Raw genomic sequence first — 21,888 nt, forward strand, 5'->3', positions numbered from 1 at the left:
TGGTTGCCGGCTATTTGCGATTGGCCTTCTCAGCCAGTCGTTTGGCACGCTCATTCGCTTCATCGGCAGCACGTTGCGCCTGTTCCGCCTTGAGCACCGCCTCATCGGCCCTCAGCCTGGCAGTCGCCGCGTTGTCTTCAGCGGACTCCAGCCGCGCGTTGAGTTCATCGGCCTGCCGATGACTGCAACCAGTGGTCGCTGCCAGCAGCACACTCAGCACCACAATCGGCAAGCGCTTGTTCATGGTTGTTCCCTCGATTGCTCACGACGGTAAAGGTCATGATTCGAGTATCTGGCGTTATCCGGTCACCACTCTGATCTTTGTCAAACAATCACCGACTTGCAGGCGCCATCAGCCAATGCGAGGGCGAGGCCGGCATTGTTGATATACCTCAATGCGCGCGCGTCACCGCGGTGTAGAAAAACAACAGCAGGCACGTTTTGACCTGATCAACACCTACTGAAAGAGGACACCGTCATGAGCGACTTGAACCTGCGCAAAAATATTCTCGAAGAACTCGAGTTCCAGCCGGAAATCGATGCCGCCAACATCGGCGTCACGGTGGAGGACGGTGTGGTCACCCTCAGCGGGCATGTCAAAAGCTATGCCCAGAAGGTCAGTGCCGAGCGCGCGGTGAAGCGCATGAAAGGCGTGCGCGCAGTGGCTGAAGAGCTCCAGGTACGACTGGACAGGAATGCCGGCACCGCGGACGACACCATCGCTGCCCGGGCGCTGAAGATAATCCACTGGAGCTGCGACATTCCCGAAGGTGACGTCAAGATCATCGTGCAGAGCGGACGCATCACCCTGGAAGGTGAAGTCGACTGGCAGTATCAGAAGGAAACCGTCGAGCGTTCGGTACGCAAGCTGTCCGGTGTGACCGGCGTGAGCAATTGCATCACCCTGCGTCCACGGCTGGATGTCTTCGATATTCAGCAACGCATCGAGGCCGCGCTCAAACGTAACGCCGAAGTCGATGCCCAGGACATTCACGTCAAAGTCGAAGGCGATGTGGTGCGGCTCGAAGGCCGGGTTCACCTGTGGCGCGAACGCCAGATCGCCGAGCGCGCGGCCTGGTCAGTGCCCGGCGTCGGCCGGGTCGAAGACCATCTGTTGCTGGCGTGACACGCTCGTCTTCCTGGAGCCAGGCCAATGCTTGCCGTCACCCTGATCAACAGCCTGGTCGTGATCATCGCAGTAGTGATCCACTATGAGTGTCTGCTACGCCTGAATGACTGGATGCCGCGCCTGAAAATCTGGAGCCGGTTCAGAATCGTTGTCGGGGTGTTGGGCAGTCTGCTGGCCCATGCCATCGAGGTCTGGGCGTTCGCCGTGGTTTATTTCCTGATGTCCCGCGCGGGCGAATGGGGACAGCTGACCGGCAACTTCGACGGCTCTTTGATGGATTGCGTGTACTTCTCCTTCACGACGTACACGACCATCGGTTTCGGCGATATTTCGCCGGTCGGCCACCTCAAGTACCTGACCGGGCTTGAGGCCTTGACCGGCCTTGTCCTGATAACCTGGACCGCGTCGTTTCTGTTTCTGGAAATGCAGAAATACTGGAAGAACAAATAGCCGCTCATGGCGTCTGGCGGGGTGTCCATTGCCAGTTGCGCACTTCGGGAAGGTCTTCGCCGTGCTCGATGAGGTACAGCTTGTGTTGCTCCATGACGGCCCAGTAACGCTCCCGCGCAACGTTTACGAGATCCTGCAGGCGTGGCACCCGCTCGATCACGTCCAGCGCCAGTCGGTAGCGATCAAGATCGTTGATCACGGCCATGTCGAACGGCGTAGTGGTCGCGCCCTCCTCCTTGAAACCTCGTACGTGAAAGTTGCCATGATTGGCGCGTTTGTAGACCAGCCGATGGATCAGCGCCGGATACCCGTGAAAGGCAAAAATCACCGGTCTGTCGACGGTGAACAGCGCATTGAACGCGCTATCCGACCAGCCATGAGGGTGCTGACTGGACGGCTGCAGCAGCATCAGGTCGACGATATTGACCACCCTGACGCGCAAGTCCGGCACGTAGTCGCGCAACAGGGTCAAGGCGGCCAGGGTTTCCAGCGTCGGCACATCGCCGGCGCAAGCCATGACGACGTCCGGCTCCTGATCATCGTGACTGGCCCACGCCCACCGGCCGCCACCTGCCTGGCAGTGTTGCTGTGCCGCGTCGATGCTCAGCCACTGCCATTCCGGTTGCTTGCCGGCGACGATGACGTTGATGTAATTACGGCTGCGCAGGCAGTGGTCGGCGACCGATAACAGGCAGTTGGCATCGGGCGGCAAGTAGATGCGCGCCACGTCCGGCTTCTTGTTCGCCAGCATGTCGATGAATCCCGGATCCTGATGCGAGAACCCATTGTGGTCCTGACGCCAGACGTGGGAGGTCAACAGCAGGTTCAGCGATGCCACAGGTTTGCGCCACGGCACCTCGGCGGCTGTCTTCAGCCATTTGGCATGCTGATTGACCATCGAGTCGACGATATGGATAAACGCCTCATAGCACGACAGCCATCCATGCCGACCCGTCAGCAAATAGCCTTCCAGCCAGCCCTCGCACACCTGCTCGCTGAGAATTTCCATCACCCGGCCGTCCGCCGACAGGTTCAGGTCGTCAGGTTCCAGCGGATCGATCCAGGTCTTGGCGCTGACCTCATACACCGCATCAAGGCGATTGGAGGCGGTTTCGTCAGGGCCAAACAGCCGAAAGTTGCGGCTGGCCAGGCTGTTTTTCATCACATCACGCAGGAATCCTCCCAGCACTCGGGTGGCTTCGGCGCGCAAAGTCCCCGGCCCAGCCACGCTCACGGCGTAATCGGCAAAACCCGGCAGGTCCAGCGCACGCAGCATCACACCGCCATTGGCGTGGGGATTGGCACTCATGCGCCGGTGTCCGCTGGGCGCCAGCGCGGCGATTTCCGGCATCAAGGCACCTTGGGCATCGAACAAATCCTCGGGACGATAACGGCTCAGCCACTCTTCCAGTTGTTGCAAATGGAGCGGCTGGGTGAAGTCGGCCAGCGGCACCTGATGCGCGCGCCACGTGCCTTCAACCCGATGGCCGTCGACAAATCCGGGGCCGGTCCAACCCTTGGGCGTGCGTAACACCAGCATCGGCCAGAGCGGCCGTGACACGGCCCTGGACGGCGGCCGTTGCCGCGCTTCGAGCTGAATCTGGCGAATCCTCAGCACGATGGTGTTGAGTGTCTGCGCCAATGCCTGATGCACTTGCACCGGATCATCGCCCTCAACGAAAAAGGGATCGTAGCCATAGCCGTACATTAGCGCCGAGAGTTCATCCTCGCTGATTCTGGACAGCAACGTCGGGTTGGCAATCTTGTAGCCGTTGAGGTGCAGGATCGGCAGCACCGCCCCGTCACGCACAGGATTGAGGAATTTGTTCGAGTGCCAGCTGGCCGCCAGCGTGCCGGTCTCCGCCTCACCGTCGCCGATCACGCAGGCGACAATCAGGTCAGGGTTATCGAACGCGGCCCCATAGGCATGCGCGAGGCTGTACCCCAACTCCCCGCCCTCGTGAATCGACCCTGGAATCTGTGCCGACACATGACTTGAAATTCCGTACGGCCAGGAAAACTGACGAAACAGGCGCAGCAGACCGTTGGTATTGCGCTCCACCGCCGGATAACACTCGGTATAGGTGCCTTCCAGATAGGTCTGCGCCACGATCGCCGGCCCGCCATGACCGGGGCCGGTCACAAAAAGCATGTTGAGGTCGTACTGTTTGATCAGCCGGTTGAGGTGGGTGTAGATCAGGTTAAGCCCCGGCGTCGTGCCCCAATGCCCCAGCAAACGCGGTTTGATATGAGCCCGGCGCAACGGCTCCTTGAGCAGCGGGTTGTCCTTGAGGTAAATCTGCCCGACAGCCAGGTAATTGGCAGCGCGCCAGTAAGCGTCCAGGCCTTCCAGTTGTTGCGCATTGAGGAAATCGCTCATGAGGTTTACCGCCCCGGGGTTCGCTGAACAGAGATTCGTCCGTCGATTCTGAAAGCCTGAAACCTGCAAGACTTGATTTAAATCAAGCGCCGTCATCAGTGCTCCGGTTCTATGGGAAACAGACGCTGCAGGAGGGAGCGCAACTCAGCGCTTTCTTGCAACGCGAGGAGAATCATCGTGCGTGCCATGGTCCTGTATTCACCCGGGCAACCGCTGCAATGCGAAGAACGGCCGATCCCCACGCCCACCGCGCAGCAACTGTTGCTCAGGGTACTGGCTTGCGGGGTGTGTCGTACCGATCTGCACCTGTTCGACGGCGAGTTGCCACAAGCGGTTCTGCCCCGCGTGCCGGGGCATGAAATCGTCGGAGAAGTCATCGCCGCAGGCGCCGATGTGGCCGCTGAATGGATTGGCCGGCGGGTTGGCGTGCCGTGGCTGGGCTGGACCTGTGGCGAATGCGTCTTCTGCCGCTCGGGTCGGGAGAACCTCTGCGATCAGGCGCAGTTCACCGGTTGTCAGCTGGATGGCGGCTATGCCGAATACACCGTCGCCGATCAGCGCTTCTGCTTTGCAATCCCGGACACGTTGAGCGACATTCAGGCGGCGCCGTTGTTGTGCGCCGGCCTGATCGGCTTTCGCGCCTTGCAAATGGCTCAGGGCGCGCAACACCTGGGGCTGTACGGATTTGGCGCGGCGGCACATCTGGCAATTCAGATTGCCCGCGGTCGCGGGCAACAGGTCTACGCCTTTACCCGAGCGGATGACCACGAAGGCCAGGCCTATGCACGCACCCTCGGCGCCGAATGGGCCGGGCCTTCGGATCAGCCACCACCCCATGCGCTGGACGCCAGCCTGATCTTTGCGCCCGTCGGGGCGCTGGTGCCACTGGCACTGTCCGCCACCGTCAAGGGCGGCTGCGTGATTTGCGCCGGCATCCACATGAGCGATATCCCCGCCTTTCCCTATCGTCTGCTGTGGGGCGAACGCAGCGTACGCTCCGTGGCCAACCTGACCCGTGAAGACGGCGTTGCGTTTTTTGCGCAGTTGCAGCACACCCCCGTGCATTGCGACGTCACCCGTTTTGCCCTGAAGGACGCCAATCAGGCGCTGACACGTCTGCGCAGCGGGCACTTCAACGGCGCCATCGTGCTGACACCCTGAGACTCTGCGGGAGGCGCCCGACGCCACTGATTGACAACGTCCTGCTCGCCCCCCCGTCACCACTCGGCCGGTACAAACCGGTTACGCCCCGCCGTCTTGGCGTTATACAGCGCCTGGTCGGCCACCTCGATCAAACCTGGCACGTGATCCAGTCGTGCCCCCGACGCCGCCGCAATCCCGATGCTCACGGTCACACGCCCGACCGGGCTGGAGGGGTGCGCAATATGCGCTTGCGCGAGGCGATCCAGGATCAATTGCGCGACGACCGTTGCACCGGCGACGTCGGTGTCCGGCATGATCACCGCCATTTCTTCTCCGCCATAACGCGCCAGCAGATCCGACGGGCGCCTTACGCAACCCTCGAGGATTCTGCCGACCTTCCGCAGACAAGCATCGCCGGCGACATGCCCGAATGAATCGTTGAACAGCTTGAAGTAATCGATATCGATCATCAGCAACGCCAGCGTCGTGCCGTCACGTTGGGCGCGCCGGGCTTCCATGGCGAGGCTCTCATCGAAGCAGCGCCGGTTGGCCAGACCGGTCAGGGCATCCTTCATCGCCAGCAACTCAAGCTGGCGATTGGAGGAGAGCAACTGCTGCTGCGTGCCACGCAATTGCTCTTCAGCCCTGGTACGCCGGCGGATATCCAGCATCAGGCACCAGCCGATCAGCCCGGTCAGCCCCAGCAATCCCGTGACCACCACAGCCGACAGCCAGGCTTCCATGCGCCAGGCCGCGAGGGCCTCGCGCTTGCCGAGAGCGACGGTGGTGATCAGCGGCAGCCGGTCGCTCTTGCGGAAAGCGTAAAGCCGCTCGACGCCATCCAGGCTGGAGGTAAACGACGCGGTGCCGACGGATCGATCGACCAGATACTTCGCATAGATCGGCGACTTGGAAAAGTTGCGCCCCATGTCCTGCTCGCGGAAGGGATAGCGCACCAGCAACGTACCGTCGGTATAGGACAAGCCGATGGCGCCCTCCTGCCCCACATCGATCTTGCCGAACAGGCGCAGAAAGTTTTCGACCCCCAGCGTCACCGCCACCACCCCGGCAAATTCGCCGTGCGCATCGTTGAAACGGCGGCTGACGGTTATCACCCACTCCTGATTGGAGCGGCTCTGGATCGGCGGACCGATAAAGGTGTCGCGGCTCGGATCGTCGCGATGATGGATGAAGTAGGCGCGATCACGGCTGTTGGCCCCGGCCGGAATCGGTCGGTTGGACGACATCAGCCAGCGGCCCTGATTGTCGTAGATGGTAATGCCGCTGAGCTGCGGCATCAGCGGTTCCTGACGGTTGACCAGTGCGCTCAGACGCTGGATCTGCGCGGGGCCACTGCCTTCGGTTTCCAGACGTTCGACGAGCCCGAGCAGCAGCAACGAACTCTGGCGCACGATCCCTTCGGAATAAGTCGCCAGCGCCTGGGTCAGGTTCAAGCCATGAACGTTGACTTCCTCCAGCGCACGCTCGCGAGAGGCCAACACTTTCCATACCGTCAGCGACGCGAGGGAACAGCCGATCACCAACAACAACAGCACTACCAGGCGGGTATCACGCTTCACATCACTACCTTTGGGCAAATCCGGTTTCCGTTCCTGCGGCGGGTCGACCGACTCGATGACTACAGCCGCTTGTCCTTGTCGCGGGCAAGAATACAAGTCGCACGGGCTTGCTGCAGCAACAGAATAGGTGGCGCAAAAAAACACGCCGCAGACGTCAGACAAGCCATCGCGCCTGGGGAAACGATGACAAGCATGCCAGACCAAACCATCGCCAGGCTTTCAGGACTGGACGGCTGAAGAGCGGCAGAAGCCAACTTTCTGACGCCTGTTTCACGACCCTTGGCCGAAGATTTGCCAAGCAAAAAAAATTGGCACTTTTGCACAACAAGTTGACATCCAAAAGCATGCCACGGGCGACCGATATCATTAGAGTATGCGCCCTTAAAAAGGAAAGGACTCTTGATGACTCAGTCACTCTCACGGCGCGTTGTGGCGATTACCGGCGCCCTGGGGAATCTCGGCGAGACCCTGGCGGACATGGCCGCCGCCCGGGGCGCGGATCTGGTGCTGATCGATCAGGCGACGATCACGCTGCCCAGTTCCCATAACCGACTGGTCCTGTCCGGCATCGACCTGACTTCCTTTGCCGATTGCCAGGACGTCGCCCACCAGATCAATCGCTACTTCGGGCGCCTCGATGCATTGGTAAACGGCGCCGGCGGTTACGCGTGGGAGCCATTGCTCGGTGGTGCGATAGAAGCTTGGGATCGGCTCTACTCGCTGAACCTTCGAACCGCCTTGAACGCCAGCAAAGCCCTGCTGCCGTTGCTGCTGCAATCCTCAGCGGGGCGCATCGTCAATATCGGCGCGAGCATGGCAGCCAGGGCCGGACTGGGGATGGGCGCTTACGCTGCGTCGAAATCCAGCGTACTGCGCCTGACCGAAAGCCTCGCCGAAGAGCTCAAGGACATGAGCATCACGGTCAATGCCGTGCTACCGAGCGTGCTCGACACCCCGCAAAACCGTGAGGCCATGCCCGACGCCGAGCACCAGCGCTGGGTGACGCCCGCGCAACTGGCGGCGGTCATTCTGTTTCTGATTTCGGAACAGGCGTCTGCGGTCACCGGCACCGGCATTCCGGTGATCGGGCGCATGTAGGGTCTACTGACGCCGCGCGCCTTGGCGACGTCGCTTTCTTCACTTTTCGGAAAAGCAAGATCACCGGATGACCGGACTTCCCCTCCCCCCATGCGACCCGCCACTTCCAGCGCTGCTTTCGTGAACCACGTCCTTGATGTTGCCGAGCAACACGGTTGCGATAGCGACTGGCTGTTGCAACAGACCGGACTCTCACGCGAGCAGTTGTCCGATTCGATTGTGCGCATTCCCATGCACCAACTGCGGACCTTGCTGGAACTGGCGGCGCGCAGCAGCGACCTGCCGCATTTCGGTCTGCTGGTCGGCGCCGCCGTGCGCCCCGGCACCTACGGCGTACTGGGTTACGTGCTGATGACCAGTGCGACGCTCGGCGAATCGCTGAACATGATTCTGCGGTTCGGCAAGATCGTTTATGACAGCCCGTCCAGCCAGACCCGGATCGTCATCGGCGACGGCCGCGTGACCCTCGAAGATCAGCGCATCAATGAACTGGAGCCTTACTGCGCCCTGCATCAGGAAACGTTAATGGCCGGCTGGGCGGCGTTCGGTCGCTGGTTGATCGCCAGCAACTCGCCGATGCTGGAGGTCAGAATGAGGCACCCGGCGCTCGGCGAGCCGGCACTCTACGAAGCGTTTTTTGGTTGTCCGGTGCAGTTCGAAGCCGGGAGCAATGCGCTGGTGTTCGCCGAATCGACCCTCTCGTCACGCATCCAGGGCGCCGACCCGCGCATGCATCGCAGCATGCTGCTGGAGGCCGACTGGCAGCTGTGTCTGTCGTACCCGGCATTTTCCGTGACCGACCGCTTGCGTGCCTTGCTCACCGAACAGTTGCCGACCGGCGATTTCAGCCTGAAAAGCCTGGCCCGGCAGCTGGCGATTTCGCCGCGCACCTTGCAACGCAAACTGGCGGCGGAAGGGGAAAACTTCAATCAGGTGCTGGAAACCATGCGCATGGAACTGGCCGACCATTATCTGCGCCGCACCGAGACCAGCATCATGAACATCGCCCTGATGCTGGGTTACTCGCAGGCCAGTTCTTTCAGCCATTCCTTCCGTCAGGCGCGCGGGATTTCGCCGGTGGATTACCGCAAGTTGCTGCGCGCCAGATAAGCCCGATCACGGTTTCAGCTCCAGCAGCGGCTGACCCTTTTTCACCACATAGGTTGCCAGTTCCACGCCTTGGTCCTGACCGACGTTCCTCGCCACATGAGCAACACCTGCCGGGATGAACAGCGAGTCCCCGGCTTTTAGCGTGACCGCCGGGCGCCCCTCCAGTTGATACTCCAGCGTGCCGCTGAGCACGTGCGCCACCTCGACGCCGGGATGCGCATGCCGCGGCGCGGTGACACCCGGCTCGAAATCGATACGTGCCTGTATCAACTCGCGATCCGCGTCACCCAGGTCCTGACGCATCAGCTCAGTACGGCTCAAGCCCTGTTGCCAGCTCATGGCCTGAGCCTCCGCCGCCTGCGCCAGACCGGTGAATGAAACCAGTGCGGCCACAGTGGCCAGAATCAGTGTGCGTTGCATGCAGTTGCCCTCTCGACAGTGGTGGTGTGAAGGCCTGCACTGTGAGTGCCGGGTGTAGCGCCGATGTGTCGAAAAACCCCGGTTTGGTCTCGCCGTGTATCGTGCGCACCGCTGAATACACGGCCGTACAAAACACACCGGCTGTGTATCGCAGTGTGTACAGACGCCCCGGCGATACATGAACTTGAATCACCGCGTTTTTTCGACATGGGCCAGATACGTCCCGGCGTTTCAATGCCTGCAAGGTTTGCCGGGTTCAGCCCGCACCTGCCCCCGACAGGTTTGCCAAGGAGACTTCAGCATGAAAAACGCAGCATTCAACCGTATGAACATCCTCGCCGTGGCACTGTTCGGCGCGATGGCGGCGACGCAAATGCCAATGGCCGCCGCCGCGCAGCCGGTTCCCGCTAACCCCGGCGTCAGCTATGCCGCCCCCTCGCCGTTCGGCCCGCTCAAGCATGTGCAGGCCGGCCTGCTGGATGTGGCCTACGCCGAAACCGGTCCGGCGCAGGGGCCGGTGGTGATTCTGCTGCACGGTTGGCCGTACGACATTCACAGTTACGACGAAGTCGCGCCGTTGCTGGCCGCCAAGGGTTATCGGGTGCTGATGCCGTATGCGCGGGGTTATGGCGACACGCATTTCCTCTCGGACCAGACACTGCGCAACGGGCAGCCTGCGGCGCTGGCCAGCGACGTGATCGACTTCATGGATGCGCTGAATATCCAGCAAGCGGTACTCGGTGGCTACGACTGGGGCGCGCGTTCGGCGGACATCGTTTCGGCGTTGTGGCCGGAGCGGGTCAAGGCATTGGTCTCGGTCAGCGGCTACCTGATCGGCAATCAGGCTGCCGGGCAGAATCCATTGCCGCCCAAGGCCGAATTGCAATGGTGGTATCAGTTCTACTTCGCCACTGAACGTGGCCGTGACGGCTACCGGAAAAACACCCACGACTTCGCCAGACTGATCTGGCAGCTCGCCTCGCCGAAGTGGGCGTTCGATGACGCCACGTTCGACCGCAGCGCCAAAGCGCTGGAGAACCCCGATCACGTCGCGATCACCGTGTTCAACTACCGCTGGCGTCTGGGCCTGGTGCAGGGCGAACCGCGATACGCAGCGCTGGAACAGAAACTCGCCAGCGCCCCACCCATCAGCGTGCCGACCATCACCCTTGAGGGCGATGCCAACGGCGCGCCGCACCCGGCGCCTGAGGATTACGCCAAGCGTTTCACCGGCAAGTACCAGTTCCGCCTGATCAACGGCGGCATCGGCCACAGCCTGCCGCAGGAAGATCCGCAGGCGTTCGCCCAAGCAGTGATCGACGCCGATCACCTCTGAGACCGAAGGCAGAAAACGCCTCGGTCTACTTGACCAGGCGTTTTTCCCTGGACGGTCGATACCCGAAAAACGCGCTGTAGCATTTGCTGAAATGGCTCGGCGAAACGAAACCACAGGCCACCAGCACTTCCATCTGCGACAGCTCGGTGTGCTGCAACAGGCGCCGGGCTTCAGTGATGCGCAATTCCAGGTAATAGCGTTGCGGCGTGGTGCCCAACTGCTCCTTGAACAAACGCTCCAACTGGCGCCGCGAGCGCCCGGCGTACACCGCCAGTTGCTCCAGCTCCAGCGGCTCCTCGAGGTTGGCGTCCATCAGTTTGACCACCTCGCGCAACGGTGCGCTGACGCAGAGGTTTTCATCCGGTTTGATCCGCCGATAGCGCGACTCCTCGAACGCCAGAATGTCCTCGATACCCTCGACCAGCGCCTTGCCGTGCAGGCCCTTGATCCAGTCCAGCGCCATGTGGAAGGCGCCGGAGGGGCTCGACGCCGTGAGCCGGTCGCGATCGATCACATAAGGCTCGCTGCTGACCTGAGTGGCCTTGGCAATTTCCGTGAGCGCCGGACGGTGTTCCGGATGAATCGCGCAACGGTAACCATCGAGCAGGCCGGCCCGCCCGAGAAACCACGCACCGTTCCACAATCCAGCCAGACTGGCACCGCGTTCCGCTGCCGTGCGCAGCAGGCTGATCAACTCTTCGCTGGCCTTCAGCTCAGTGCGGTAACCGCCACACACCACCAGCAAGTCCAGATCCGCAAGGCTGGCGGCGTCAATCCGCGCATCCGGGCGAATCACCAACCCCAGGTCGCTGATCACCTCTCCCTCGCCCAGCCCGAACGTACGCGAGCTGAACAGTCCGGCGCGCAACAGATTGGCGGTGATAATCGTGTCCAGCGCCTGGGTGAAGGCCGGCAGCGAAAAATGCTCCAGCAACAGAAAACCGGTGCGGGTGATGCGGGTCTCGGCGGCTTGCTCATTCAGATAGCGGAGGTTTTTGCCCTTCATGCCTCCGCTGAATTGACGTCGTTCGATCAAGGTCTGGTCCATCGGTCATGTTGTTATGCGCCGATAGTTGGCTTGATGGGCCAAAGAGTCAATCACGCTTGCGGCTGATGACTGGTCACGCAGTGAATCCCGCCGCCACCGGCAGCGATCGCATCGATGTTCAGCAGCTCGACTTTGCGTTCCGGGTACAGCTTGGACAACAAGTCGTAGGCCTTCTGATCAGCTGCCTTGTCGCCGAATTCCGGGGCGATGATCGCGCCGTTGATTACGAAGTAGTTGATGTAACCGGCGGCGAAATCCGGGTTGTTCTGGTTGAACTTGCTCTTGCGCGGTTTGAGTGGCGGCGAAATCGTGTGGATCTGCAGCGGGCGACCGTCAGCGTCGGTGGCTTTCTTGAGAATTTCCAGGTGCGCCAGCGTGACCTGGTGATCATAGGACTGCGGATCGGTGTCGAGGTTGACGATCACCACGCCGGGCCTGACGAACCGCGCATAGAAATCGACGTGGGCGTCGGTGATGTCCTTGCCCTTGATCCCCGGCAGCCAGATGATTTTGCGCAGGCCCAGACGTTCCTTCAGTTCGGCCTCGACATCGGCCTTGCTCCAGCCGGGATTGCGGTTGCTGTTGATCCAGCTGCTCTCGGTCATGATCCCGGTGCCGTGGCCGTCGACTTCGATGCCACCGCCCTCGCCCACCAATTCACTGCGCAGGTACGTCGCTTGCGCGTCGCTGGCCACTCGCGCAGCGATTTTCGCGTCCTTGCTGTGCCGCTGCTTGTTGCCCCAACCGTTGAAATTGAAGTCCACGGCGCCGAGTCCGCCCTTGTCGTCGATGACGAAATTGGCGCCGATATCGCGCATCCAGATATCGTCGAGCGCGGCGGTCACGTAGGTGACGTTGCCGGTGCCGCAATACTCTTCGGCGAGGCTGCGTTCGCCACTGCGACACAACACCGTGACTGGCTCATAACGGGCAATGGTGCGGGCAATCCGGCCCAGCGCCGCCTGCACATCCGCGGTGAAATCTTCCCAGATCGCCTCCTGTGCGCCGAAAGCGATGAAGGCGCGCTCATGCGGGTCGCCCTCGTCGGGCATGAACCAATCCCCCGTGCTGGCCGCCAGCAGTTTGCCGGGTGCCAGGCCAAGGCCCATGATCGCGGCGCTGATGCCTGCAGCGACCGATACCTGTTTGATGAAATCACGACGCGTCGACATAACGGGCTTTCCTGAAAGGAGCCGGCGACCGGGCGCCGACCGTTGAATCATGGGTGGGTGGCGGTTTTGAATTTGGTCCAGGTGCGCATGCGGGCGCGCATATCGGCCTGGGGAATGTCCTTGCCCGGGATCAATCGAGCATAGGTTGCCTCGTCGAGGTAGATGTCCGGGTTATTGCGCATCGCCGCGTCGACGCTGCCCCGCGCCTTGGCGTTGGAAGTCGGGTAACCGGTGAAATTACTGATCGCCGCCATGTTCTGCGGGCGCATCACGAAGTTGATGAAGGCGTAGGCGTATTCCGGGTGCTGCGCATCGACCGGAATCGCCATGGTGTCCATCCACACCGTGGTGCCTTCGCGCGGGATGCGGTACTCGAAGCGGGTGCTCTTGCCAGCGCTGTCCGAGGTGCGCTGGGCCTGGGTCATGTCGCCGCTGTAACCCAGCGACAGGCACAGGTTGCCATTGACCAGATCGGTCACCGGTTGCGACTGGAACTTGCGCACGTAAGGCCGCAGCTTCATCAGCACCTCACCGGCCGCTGCCAGATCCGCCGGTTTCGCGCTGCGCGGATCACGGCCCAGATAATTGAGCACGACTGCCAGCACTTCGTCCGGCGAATCGATCAGCGAAACGCCGCAGTCGGCAAACTTCACCGCCAGCTCCGGCTTGAACAGCATGTCCAGGCTATTGACGGGTGCATCGGCCATGCGCTGTTTGATCTGCGCTGCGTTGTAAGTCAGGCCGATGGTGCCCCAGGTATAGGGCACGGTGGCCTGGCTGGAGTGTTCGTAATGGCTGCGCAGTTTCTGCAAACCGGGCTCGATGTCGGCCAGCGCTGTCAGCTTCGATTGATCCAGCGGCATCAGGCTGCCGGCACGCATCAGGCGCTCGGCCACGGTGTCGCCGGGGAAAATCAGGTCATAGCCGCTGCCACCTGAAAGCAGCTTCGCTTCGAGGGTTTCACTGCCGTCCATGACGTCGTAGATCACCTTGATCCCGGTTTCGGCGGTGAAGCGGCTCAGGGTGTCTTCGGCAAAATAATCGGCCCAGTTGTACAGCCGCAGGGTTTTGTCCTCGGCATGCAGCGACGGGATCACGCAAATCAATGTCAAGCCCAGAACACCGAGCAGTCGTTGGTGGTGCGAAGCCATGTTCAAACCCCTTGAGTGGTCCAGCGTGCGTGGAGGTGGTGGCCGTCCTGACTGAGCAGCGCGCCATACATGTCCGGGCGCCGGTCGCGGTAAATGCCCCAGCTCAGGCGCTCTTCGCGCATCGCGTCGAGATCGAGGCTGTGCACCAGCACGCCAGTGCTGTCGCGGTCGGCTTCGGCCAGCAATTGGCCCTTGTGATCGCTGATGAACGACGAACCGTAGAAGCTCATCTGCAGCGACTGATCGGTGCTCGCCGCTTCTCGCCCGACCCGGTTGGCCGCCACCACCGGCAGCAGATTGGCGGCGGCATGGCCGCGCATGGTCATCTGCCAGTGATCGCGCGAATCCAGCGCCGCGCAACCTGGCTCGGAGCCGATAGCCGTGGGAAACAGCAACACTTCAGCGCCCATCAGCGCCAGACAACGCGCGGTCTCGGGAAACCATTGATCCCAGCAGATGCCCACGCCGAGGCGGCCGAACGCGCTGTCCCAGACTTTGAAGCCACTGTCGCCGGGGCTGAAATATTCCTTCTCCTGATAGCCGATGGCGTTGGGGATGTGCGTCTTGCGATACACCCCCGACAGGCGCCCGTCGGCATCGGCCACGCTCAACGAATTGAAGTAGGCATTGCCAGCCTTTTCGAACCAGCTCAGCGGCAGCACCACGCCCAGCTCTTTGGCCAGGGCGGCGAAACGCTGCAGTACACGGCTGTCGCGATACTCCTCGGCCAGCGCCAGATGTTTGTGGCTCTGTTCGATGCAGAAATACGGGGTGGCGAACAGCTCCTGCAACAGGATCACCTGCGCGCCCTTCAAGGCCGCGTCGCGGACCAACTGCTCGGCCTGATCGAGGTTGCGCGGCAGGTCCCAGGTACACGACATCTGGGTGGTGGCGACGGTCAGATGGCTCATCGTTCAACCCTCCACCGGCCAGGCGGGTTGCTGCTGGGTGATGCAATGCACCCCGCCGCCGCCATGGGCCAGATGATTAATGCGCACCGGTACCACTTCGCGTCCGGGGAACGCCTGCGCCAGCACTTTCGCCGCCGCCTCGTCGGCCTCGATGCCGTAAGCCGGCATGATGATCGCGCCGTTGGCGATGTAGAAATTGGTGTAAGAGGCGCAGAACACTTCGGCTTCGGTATCCACGGCTTCGCTGGCTTCGAACAGTTCGATCAGCTCGAACTTGCGCCCCTGAGCGTCGGTCGCCAGCTCCAGAGCGCGGCGGTTTTCGCGCACCACTTCGGCGTACACCGAGCGTTGGTCATGGGTGGCATCCACCAGCAACACGCCGGGACGGGCGAAGGCGCAGACGCCATCGACGTGGCCGTCAGTCATGTCGCCGGTGACGTAATCAGGATCGCCCGGCAACCAGATGGTTTTCTTCACGCCGAGCAAGCGACTGAAGATTTCTTCCATTTCAGCCTTGCCGATGTCCGGGTTGCGATTGGGGTTGAGCAGCACCGACTCGGTGGTGATCAGCGTCCCCTCGCCGTCAACGTGAATCGCCCCGCCTTCGTTGCTCAGCGGCGTGCCGAAGCATTCCAGCCCCAGATGATTGAGTGCGCGGCGTGCCAGGCTTTCGTCCAGCTCGTGCGCCGACTTGCCGCCCCAGGCGTTGAAGCGCCAGCTGACACCGGCCAGCCCTTGCTGTGGGTGGCAGACAAAGCTCGGGCCAGAGTCGCGGCACCAGCTGTCGTTGACCGCCAGCGGGATCAGCTCGATGTTCGGCCCGCACAGCGCTTTGGCACTCGCCAGCGCCGACGGATCGACGACCATTTTCACCGGCTCGAAACGGGCAATGGCATTCGCGACTCGAGCGAAATCCTCTTGCACCCGCGGCAAAGTCACACGCCATCCCGATTCCCACAGCGCCTGGTTGTGCGGCCAGACCATCCAGGTGGCAGCGTGGGTGGCCCACTCCGCCGGCATCATCCAAGCGCTGTTTTTATTGTCATTGTGCTGCATGATAAGCCTCGTAAGTTAAGCCAATGTGTTCACGCCGACCATGCTACGGACGCGCAAACAGGCAAACAAACGATGGATTTTGCGCAGAACTGATTAGAGGAACTTATCGATATGCTCAAACACTGGCCACCGCTCAGCTCCCTGCGCGGCTTCGAAGCGGCGGCGCGCCTCGGCAGTTTTCACAAGGCTGCCGATGAGTTGCACCTCACCCAATCGGCAATCAGCCAGCAGATCCGCAGCCTTGAGGCGTACCTTGAACAGCCGCTGTTTTTTCGCAACGGACGCAGCGTCGCGCTGACCGATGCCGGCCACGATTTGCTCAGCACCACTCAGGCGATGTTGCAGCAACTGGCGGTCGGTATCCGGCGTCTGGGGCAATATCAGAAGCCCAATCAACTGGTGCTCAACACCACGCCAGCCTTCGCCCGACATTGGTTGTTGCCGCGTCTGGCGGATTTTCGCGCTCGATATCCAGAGGTGGACCTGTGGATCTACAGCACCGATGAAGTGCCGGACATGGCCACGCAAACCATCGATCTGGCGGTGCGTGACGACATCAGTTCGCAGGCCGAATGCAGCTTCAAAGTGCTGCATGCCGACCGCCTGTTCCCGGCGTGTCACCCTAGCGTCCTCGCCCAGCCCGCTGCGCAGCGCACAACACTGCACGGTGAACGGGAAATGGACTGGAGCCATTGGGCAGTGGAAGCCGGGGTCGATGTCGGGCAGCAAGATCAGGGGCTGAATTTTTCCGATCCGGGCTTGTTGCTCGATGCCGCTGCGGCAGGGTTGGGGATCGCGCTGGTCAGTCAGTTGCTCAGCCAACAGGCGCAGCAAAACGGACTGTTGCAGCCCCTGGTGGAGCAAACCATTCGTGGCCCGAACTGGGCGCTGCTGACCCATCGCGACAGCGAGAATGACCCGATGGCGCGAGGCTTCAGTGAATGGCTGATCAATCAACTTGGCGAGCCATGAGCGGCGCATGTTGCGCCATCAGCTCGACGATCCAGTCAATGAACACCCGCAGTTTCAGGCTGACATGCCGGTTCGGCGGGTACGCCACGTAGAGCGGCATCGGCTCGAGTTGCCAGTCCTCGAACAGCGGCACCAACTCACCCCGAGCCTGATGCGCGTGCGACATGTACCGGGGCAACCACAGCACGCCCATGCCGGCCAGCCCTGCCGCAAGGTAGGCGTTACCGTCATCGACGGCCAATACGTGGCGACCCTTGATCTGCAGGTGTTCGCTGCCATTGCGCAAGGCGTAAGGCACGGGTTTGCCGGTGCGCGCCCAAAGAAAGCCGACCACCCGATGATGGGAGTCCTCCAGCTCGCGGGGATGCTGCGGCGTGCCGGCGCGGGCCAGGTAACTCGGCGCGGCGAAGACCCCGAGCTGCAGGTCGGCCACCCGCCGGGCCATCAGTGACTGATCGAGCAATTCACCGCCGCGCACCACGCAATCGACATTCTCATCGATGATGTCGACGATGCGGTCACTGACACCCATGTCGATCTGGATATCCGGATAACGCGCATGAAACTCAGGCAATGCCGGCAGCAGAATCAGTCTCGCCAGCGGGCTCGGCACATCGACGCGCAAGCGCCCTCTGGGCAATGCCGAGGCGCCGGACAGACTGGTTTCGGCGTCGTCCATGTCGGCCAACAGTTTGATCACTCGCTCGTAATAGATCGCACCGTCGGCCGTGACGTTGACCTTGCGCGTGGTGCGGTTGAGCAACTTGACCCGCAGGCGTGCCTCCAACTGCTGCACCAGTTGCGTCACCGTGGTCTTGCTCATGTGCAAGGTCTCGGCGGCCTTGGTGAAACTGCCCGCCTCGACCACCCGGGCGAACGCCTGCATTGCATCGAAACGGTCCACTTCGCGCCCTCTGATTGTTTGGAAAATGCAAACAGTGAACGCCAAGGTTGCGCGTTTATCACCCCTGCGCAAGCCCCTAAAGTCACTCCATCAACAATCACCAAATAATGATGGAGACACCCATGACCCAACGCGACGTTGTTTTCCCGCCTGCCCGCCATGCGCTTTACGAGCGTCATCGTTATTCACCGGCCATTCGTTCCAACGGTTTTCTGTTCGTCTCCGGGCAAGTCGGCAGTCGTGAAGACGGTTCGCCGGAGCCGGATCTGCAGGACCAGGTACGCCTGGCCTTCAACAACCTCAATGCGATCCTCGAGGCCGCCGGTTGCAGCTTCGCCGATGCGGTGGACGTCACGGTGTTCATGATCGATCCGCAAGCGACCTTCGAAACCATCTGGGCCGTGGTCCCGGAATTCTGGGGCAGCGCGCCGTATCCGACGATTACCGCGGTCGGCGTGACCTGGCTGGCCGGGTTTCAATTCGAGATCAAGGTGATTGCCAGAATCCCCGTGTAGGAGCTGCGGCACGCTGCGATCTTTTGATCTTCAATCGAAATGTAAAGATCGCAGCCTCGTTTCACTCGACAGCTCCTACAGGTGTTTTCGTGGTGACAGCGGCAGTGGGCTGCAGGAAATGTGGAGCAAAACATCACCGGACAAGCGCGCTGGCCTTTCACGGCGCGGCTGCGTATAACCTCGCCGTTTCGTCTAACCTGATTGAGCGCCCGGGCGCGACACCGCGCCCGGTGGCGCTTAGAATGCGACGCTCATGAAACGGAGATTTCCATGCTCAAACGAACCCTGGCACTGACTGCTGGTCTGGCCCTGTCTTTTTCTGCTTTGGTGGCGCATGCCGCCGATGTGTTGCGGGTCAGTGCAATTCCCGATGAAGCCCCGACCGAATTGCTGCGCAAATTCGAACCGCTGGGGGCCTATCTGGAGCAGCAACTGGGCATGAAAGTGCAGTTCGTACCGGTGGCCGACTACCCGGCAGTGGTTGAAGCGTTGGCGACCGATCGCCTCGACATGGCCTGGCTGGGCGGTTTCACCTTCGTTCAGGCACGCCTGAAGACCGACGCCACCACCCCGGTGATTCCGCTGGTGCAGCGCGAGCAGGATGCGCAGTTCACCAGCAAGTTCATCACTGCCGACCCGAACGTGAAGAGCCTGGCCGACCTCAAGGGCAAGACCTTTGCCTTCGGCTCGGTGTCGTCGACCTCCGGCAGCCTGATGCCGCGTTACTTCATGCTGAAGAACGACAACATCAAGCCTGAAGCCTATTTCAGCCGTGTCGCCTACTCCGGTGCGCACGACGCCACCGTCGCCTGGGTCCAGGCCGGCAAGGTCGATGCCGGTGTGTTGAACGCCAGCGTCTGGCAGAAACTGGTGGACGCCGGCAAGGTCGATACCAGCAAGGTGCACGTGTTCGCCACGACCCCGGCCTACTTCGATTACAACTGGACCGTGCGCGGCACCCTCGACCCGGCGCTGGCGGCGAAGATCAAGAAAGCCTTCCTCGACCTCGACCCGGCCAACCCGGAGCAGAAGAAGATTCTTGATCTGCAGGCGGCCAGCCGTTTCATCGACACCAAGCCCGAGAACTACAAGGGCATCGAGGAAGCTGCTCGCGCCGCCGATCTGTTGAAATGACCCTGAGCCTCAAACAAGGCCGCCTGCACCACGCCAATGGGGTCGATGCGCTACGTGGCGTCGATTTGCAGATTGCGGTGGGTGAACAGGTGGCGATCATCGGTCCGTCCGGGGCCGGTAAATCCAGCCTGTTGAACCTGCTTGCCACCGCGTTACGCCCCAGCAGCGGTGAAATCGAGGTGCTCGGTGAACGCCCCTGGCACCTCCCCGCCCGTCAACGGCAACGCCTGCGTGCGCGCATCGGCCTGGTGCACCAAGCACCCCCGCTGCCGCCGCGCCAACGCGTGGTGACGGCGGTGCTGGCCGGCAAACTCGGGCAGTGGAGTGTGGGCAAGAGCCTGCTCAATCTGCTGCATCCGACGGATATTCCCGGTGCCCGTGCCGCCCTCGCCCGGCTGGATCTGGGCGACAAACTCTTCGCTTACTGCCAGCAATTGTCCGGCGGCCAACTGCAGCGAGTGGGGATTGCCCGGGTGCTGTATCAGGCACCGGAGATTCTGCTGGCGGACGAACCGGTGTCGGCGATGGACCCGGTGCTCGCCGGGCACACCCTGTCGATCCTCTCGCAGCACGCGCGGGCGCATAACGTCACGCTGGTGGCGAGTCTGCATGCGGTGGAACTGGCGCTGGCACACTTTCCGCGCATCATCGGCTTGCGCGACGGCCAGATCCTGTTTGACAGCCCGGCCGAGCAGGTCAGCCGCGAAATGCTCGACACGCTGTACGCCAATGAGCAATTGCAAAGCCCGACGACGCCGAGTGCGCCGCTGATTGTGCAGATCCCGCGATGCTGACGGCTGATTCCCGCGACCCGGCCGCTGCACCGCGACTGCTGCTGACCCTGCTGGCGATTGCCCTGCTGTGGCCGGGCATCCAGCTCAGCGAACTGGACCTTGGCGTGCTGCTGCACAGCGACAGCCAGACCGAAATGGGCCGCTTTATCTCCGGGTTCTGGCCTCCGGCGCACGACCACGATTTTCTCCAGTTACTGCTCAAGGCCACCCTGCAAACCCTGGCCATCGCCACCGCCGGCATGGCGTTGGCGTTGCTGCTGGCGGTGCCGGCCAGCCTGATTGCCAGCCGCGCGCTGTCGTTGTCGGCGGCGTCCCGCAGCGGCATTCCCAGTCGGCTCGGGCGCTTGCTGCGCTGGCCGGTGCGCGGACTGCTGATCTTCTTGCGCAGCGTGCCGGAAATCGTTTGGGCGCTGCTGTTCGTGCGTGCCGTGGGCCTCGGCCCGGCGGCGGGTGTACTGGCGATCGCGATCACCTACAGCGGCATGCTCGGCAAGGTCTACGCGGAGATTTTCGAGTCCACCGACCAACGCCCGGCGCACGCCTTGATGCAGGCCGGCAGCGGACGACTCGCGGCGTTCGCCTACGGGATTCTGCCGAATGTCGCGGCCGAGTTGCTGTCGTACACGGTGTATCGCTGGGAGTGCGCGATTCGTGCCTCGGTGGTGATGGGGTTTGTCGGCGCTGGTGGCCTCGGCCAGCAGATCGACCTGTCGCTGCGCATGTTCGCCAGCGGTGAAGTGGCGAGCATGTTGCTGACGTTCCTGATTCTGGTGCTCGGCGCCGACCAACTCAGTCGCCTGCTGCGCTGGAGGCTGACATGAATCGTCTGATCAATCTGCTGCTGGTGGTCGGCATCGGCGTCGCGGTGATCGCCTCGTTCGGCTACCTCGAACTCGATCTCGGCGAACTGGGCAGCGCCACCAGCCTCAAGCAGATGGGTACCTACGCGCAGCGCTTTCTCAGCCCGGACCTGAGCGCCTCGCATTTGCAGGCGATCCTCAAGGGCGCGCTGGAAACCCTCGCCATGTCGGCCCTCGGCACCCTGCTCGCGGCCGTGTTCGGCATTCTCCTCGCGCTGCCTGCGGCCGGGCGTTTCGGCTGGCCGTTGCAAAGCGCTTCGCGCCTGTTGCTCAATGGTTTGCGGGCGATTCCGGAACTGGTGTGGGCGGCGCTGATGGTGCTCGCCGCCGGCCTCGGGCCGAATGCCGGCACTCTGGCGCTGGCCTTGCACACCACTGGCGTGCTCGGTCGACTGTTCGCCGAAGCGCTGGAAAATACCCCGCCGGAACCGGCCGAAGCGATCCGTTTGCAAGGCGGCAATCCCGTGCTCGCCTTCTGCTACGGCACCCTGCCCAACCTCGCCCCGCAATTGCTCGCCTATTGCCTGTATCGCTGGGAAAACAACATCCGCATGGCCAGCGTGCTGGGCTTCGTCGGGGCCGGTGGTTTGGGGCAGATGCTGTATGTCAGCCTCAGCCTGTTTCAGGAAGCGCAGGCCAGTACGGTGATTCTGGCGATGCTGATTCTGGTGCTGGGCGTGGATTCGCTGAGTGCCTGGAGCCGGCAGCGCTGGATCAAGGCCTGA

At 62.1% G+C, this 21,888-nt stretch carries 22 protein-coding genes; 12 read left to right on the forward strand and 10 right to left on the reverse strand.

Annotation, left to right across the window (positions count from 1 at the left end):
• Nucleotides 1-10 precede the first annotated feature (10 nt).
• The gene (locus L6D63_RS04355; RefSeq protein WP_047294072.1) at nucleotides 11-244 is read right to left on the reverse strand and encodes an Lpp/OprI family alanine-zipper lipoprotein; all 234 of its coding nucleotides are present in this window, start codon (nucleotides 242-244) and stop codon (nucleotides 11-13) included.
• Nucleotides 245-478: 234 nt separating this feature from the next.
• Between L6D63_RS04355 and L6D63_RS04360 the strand changes: the two genes are divergently transcribed.
• Both L6D63_RS04360 and L6D63_RS04365 read left to right on the forward strand, forming a co-directional pair.
• Nucleotides 479-1,126, forward strand: coding sequence for a BON domain-containing protein (locus tag L6D63_RS04360; protein WP_047294071.1), 648 nt, complete (start codon nucleotides 479-481; stop codon nucleotides 1,124-1,126).
• Nucleotides 1,127-1,153: 27 nt separating this feature from the next.
• The gene (locus L6D63_RS04365) at nucleotides 1,154-1,579 is read left to right on the forward strand and encodes a potassium channel family protein (protein ID WP_108182555.1); all 426 of its coding nucleotides are present in this window, start codon (nucleotides 1,154-1,156) and stop codon (nucleotides 1,577-1,579) included.
• Between the two features lie 4 nt (nucleotides 1,580-1,583).
• On the opposite strand, the gene L6D63_RS04370 is transcribed toward L6D63_RS04365, so the two are convergent.
• Entirely contained in the window at nucleotides 1,584-3,959 is a 2,376-nt protein-coding gene (locus L6D63_RS04370) for a phosphoketolase family protein (RefSeq protein ID WP_131670324.1), read from the reverse strand.
• 177 nt (nucleotides 3,960-4,136) lie between these two features.
• Between L6D63_RS04370 and L6D63_RS04375 the strand changes: the two genes are divergently transcribed.
• Nucleotides 4,137-5,120 (forward strand): zinc-dependent alcohol dehydrogenase family protein, encoded by a 984-nt coding sequence (locus L6D63_RS04375; RefSeq protein WP_131670323.1) that lies wholly within the window; start codon nucleotides 4,137-4,139, stop codon nucleotides 5,118-5,120.
• Nucleotides 5,121-5,176: 56 nt separating this feature from the next.
• On the opposite strand, the gene L6D63_RS04380 is transcribed toward L6D63_RS04375, so the two are convergent.
• Nucleotides 5,177-6,682 (reverse strand): sensor domain-containing diguanylate cyclase, encoded by a 1,506-nt coding sequence (locus L6D63_RS04380; RefSeq protein ID WP_131670322.1) that lies wholly within the window; start codon nucleotides 6,680-6,682, stop codon nucleotides 5,177-5,179.
• Nucleotides 6,683-7,084: 402 nt separating this feature from the next.
• Here L6D63_RS04380 and L6D63_RS04385 point away from each other — a divergent pair, with 402 nt between their 5' ends.
• Both L6D63_RS04385 and L6D63_RS04390 read left to right on the forward strand, forming a co-directional pair.
• On the forward strand, nucleotides 7,085-7,780 hold the full coding sequence (locus L6D63_RS04385; protein WP_047294060.1) for an SDR family NAD(P)-dependent oxidoreductase: 696 nt from the start codon (nucleotides 7,085-7,087) through the stop codon (nucleotides 7,778-7,780).
• 120 nt (nucleotides 7,781-7,900) lie between these two features.
• On the forward strand, nucleotides 7,901-8,890 hold the full coding sequence (locus L6D63_RS04390) for an AraC family transcriptional regulator (RefSeq protein ID WP_230679373.1): 990 nt from the start codon (nucleotides 7,901-7,903) through the stop codon (nucleotides 8,888-8,890).
• 6 nt (nucleotides 8,891-8,896) lie between these two features.
• Here the strand turns inward: L6D63_RS04390 and L6D63_RS04395 are convergent, their stop codons facing one another.
• Nucleotides 8,897-9,310, reverse strand: a complete 414-nt coding sequence (locus L6D63_RS04395) for a cupin domain-containing protein (RefSeq protein ID WP_121185182.1) — start codon at nucleotides 9,308-9,310, stop codon at nucleotides 8,897-8,899.
• A 301-nt stretch (nucleotides 9,311-9,611) separates the two neighbouring features.
• Here L6D63_RS04395 and L6D63_RS04400 point away from each other — a divergent pair, with 301 nt between their 5' ends.
• Nucleotides 9,612-10,646, forward strand: a complete 1,035-nt coding sequence (locus tag L6D63_RS04400) for an alpha/beta fold hydrolase (protein ID WP_131670321.1) — start codon at nucleotides 9,612-9,614, stop codon at nucleotides 10,644-10,646.
• Between the two features lie 25 nt (nucleotides 10,647-10,671).
• Here the strand turns inward: L6D63_RS04400 and L6D63_RS04405 are convergent, their stop codons facing one another.
• Genes L6D63_RS04405 through L6D63_RS04425 form a run of 5 tightly spaced genes read right to left on the reverse strand, consistent with a single transcriptional unit; the run spans nucleotide 10,672 to nucleotide 15,984 of the window.
• Nucleotides 10,672-11,694 carry a GlxA family transcriptional regulator gene (locus L6D63_RS04405; RefSeq protein ID WP_131670320.1) on the reverse strand — a complete coding sequence of 341 codons (1,023 nt, stop codon included), beginning with the start codon at nucleotides 11,692-11,694 and terminating at the stop codon, nucleotides 10,672-10,674.
• A 50-nt stretch (nucleotides 11,695-11,744) separates the two neighbouring features.
• Nucleotides 11,745-12,866: an agmatine deiminase family protein gene (locus L6D63_RS04410; protein WP_095666723.1), complete on the reverse strand. Its 1,122-nt coding sequence runs from the start codon at nucleotides 12,864-12,866 to the stop codon at nucleotides 11,745-11,747.
• A 47-nt stretch (nucleotides 12,867-12,913) separates the two neighbouring features.
• The gene (locus tag L6D63_RS04415; RefSeq protein WP_131670319.1) at nucleotides 12,914-14,017 is read right to left on the reverse strand and encodes an extracellular solute-binding protein; all 1,104 of its coding nucleotides are present in this window, start codon (nucleotides 14,015-14,017) and stop codon (nucleotides 12,914-12,916) included.
• A 2-nt stretch (nucleotides 14,018-14,019) separates the two neighbouring features.
• The gene (aguB, locus tag L6D63_RS04420) at nucleotides 14,020-14,928 is read right to left on the reverse strand and encodes an N-carbamoylputrescine amidase (RefSeq protein ID WP_131670318.1); all 909 of its coding nucleotides are present in this window, start codon (nucleotides 14,926-14,928) and stop codon (nucleotides 14,020-14,022) included.
• A 3-nt stretch (nucleotides 14,929-14,931) separates the two neighbouring features.
• The gene (locus tag L6D63_RS04425) at nucleotides 14,932-15,984 is read right to left on the reverse strand and encodes an agmatine deiminase family protein (protein WP_131670317.1); all 1,053 of its coding nucleotides are present in this window, start codon (nucleotides 15,982-15,984) and stop codon (nucleotides 14,932-14,934) included.
• 111 nt (nucleotides 15,985-16,095) lie between these two features.
• Between L6D63_RS04425 and L6D63_RS04430 the strand changes: the two genes are divergently transcribed.
• Entirely contained in the window at nucleotides 16,096-16,956 is an 861-nt protein-coding gene (locus tag L6D63_RS04430; RefSeq protein ID WP_131670316.1) for a LysR substrate-binding domain-containing protein, read from the forward strand.
• Here the strand turns inward: L6D63_RS04430 and L6D63_RS04435 are convergent.
• Nucleotides 16,934-17,860: a LysR family transcriptional regulator gene (locus L6D63_RS04435; protein WP_131670315.1), complete on the reverse strand. Its 927-nt coding sequence runs from the start codon at nucleotides 17,858-17,860 to the stop codon at nucleotides 16,934-16,936. The two genes, L6D63_RS04430 and L6D63_RS04435, sit on opposite strands and share 23 nt — an antisense overlap.
• Before the next feature lie 122 nt (nucleotides 17,861-17,982).
• Here L6D63_RS04435 and L6D63_RS04440 point away from each other — a divergent pair, with 122 nt between their 5' ends.
• The 5 genes from L6D63_RS04440 to phnE all read left to right on the forward strand — a co-directional run bounded on the left by L6D63_RS04440 (nucleotide 17,983) and on the right by phnE (nucleotide 21,888).
• Nucleotides 17,983-18,375 carry a RidA family protein gene (locus L6D63_RS04440; RefSeq protein WP_108182541.1) on the forward strand — a complete coding sequence of 131 codons (393 nt, stop codon included), beginning with the start codon at nucleotides 17,983-17,985 and terminating at the stop codon, nucleotides 18,373-18,375.
• Nucleotides 18,376-18,645: 270 nt separating this feature from the next.
• Complete coding sequence (locus tag L6D63_RS04445) at nucleotides 18,646-19,509, forward strand: putative selenate ABC transporter substrate-binding protein (RefSeq protein WP_041072554.1); 864 nt, start codon at nucleotides 18,646-18,648, stop codon at nucleotides 19,507-19,509.
• A complete protein-coding gene (locus L6D63_RS04450; protein WP_131670314.1) occupies nucleotides 19,506-20,303 on the forward strand; it encodes a phosphonate ABC transporter ATP-binding protein in 798 nt (265 codons plus the stop codon). The genes L6D63_RS04445 and L6D63_RS04450 overlap by 4 nt, the downstream gene beginning before the upstream one ends.
• Nucleotides 20,297-21,124 (forward strand): PhnE/PtxC family ABC transporter permease, encoded by an 828-nt coding sequence (locus tag L6D63_RS04455; protein WP_108182539.1) that lies wholly within the window; start codon nucleotides 20,297-20,299, stop codon nucleotides 21,122-21,124. The genes L6D63_RS04450 and L6D63_RS04455 overlap by 7 nt, the downstream gene beginning before the upstream one ends.
• A complete protein-coding gene (gene phnE, locus L6D63_RS04460; RefSeq protein ID WP_131670313.1) occupies nucleotides 21,121-21,888 on the forward strand; it encodes a phosphonate ABC transporter, permease protein PhnE in 768 nt (255 codons plus the stop codon). Before L6D63_RS04455 ends, phnE begins: the two co-directional genes overlap by 4 nt.

The sequence above is a fragment of the Pseudomonas parakoreensis genome (assembly GCF_021602155.1).
Classification (GTDB): Bacteria; Pseudomonadota; Gammaproteobacteria; order Pseudomonadales; family Pseudomonadaceae; genus Aquipseudomonas; species Aquipseudomonas parakoreensis.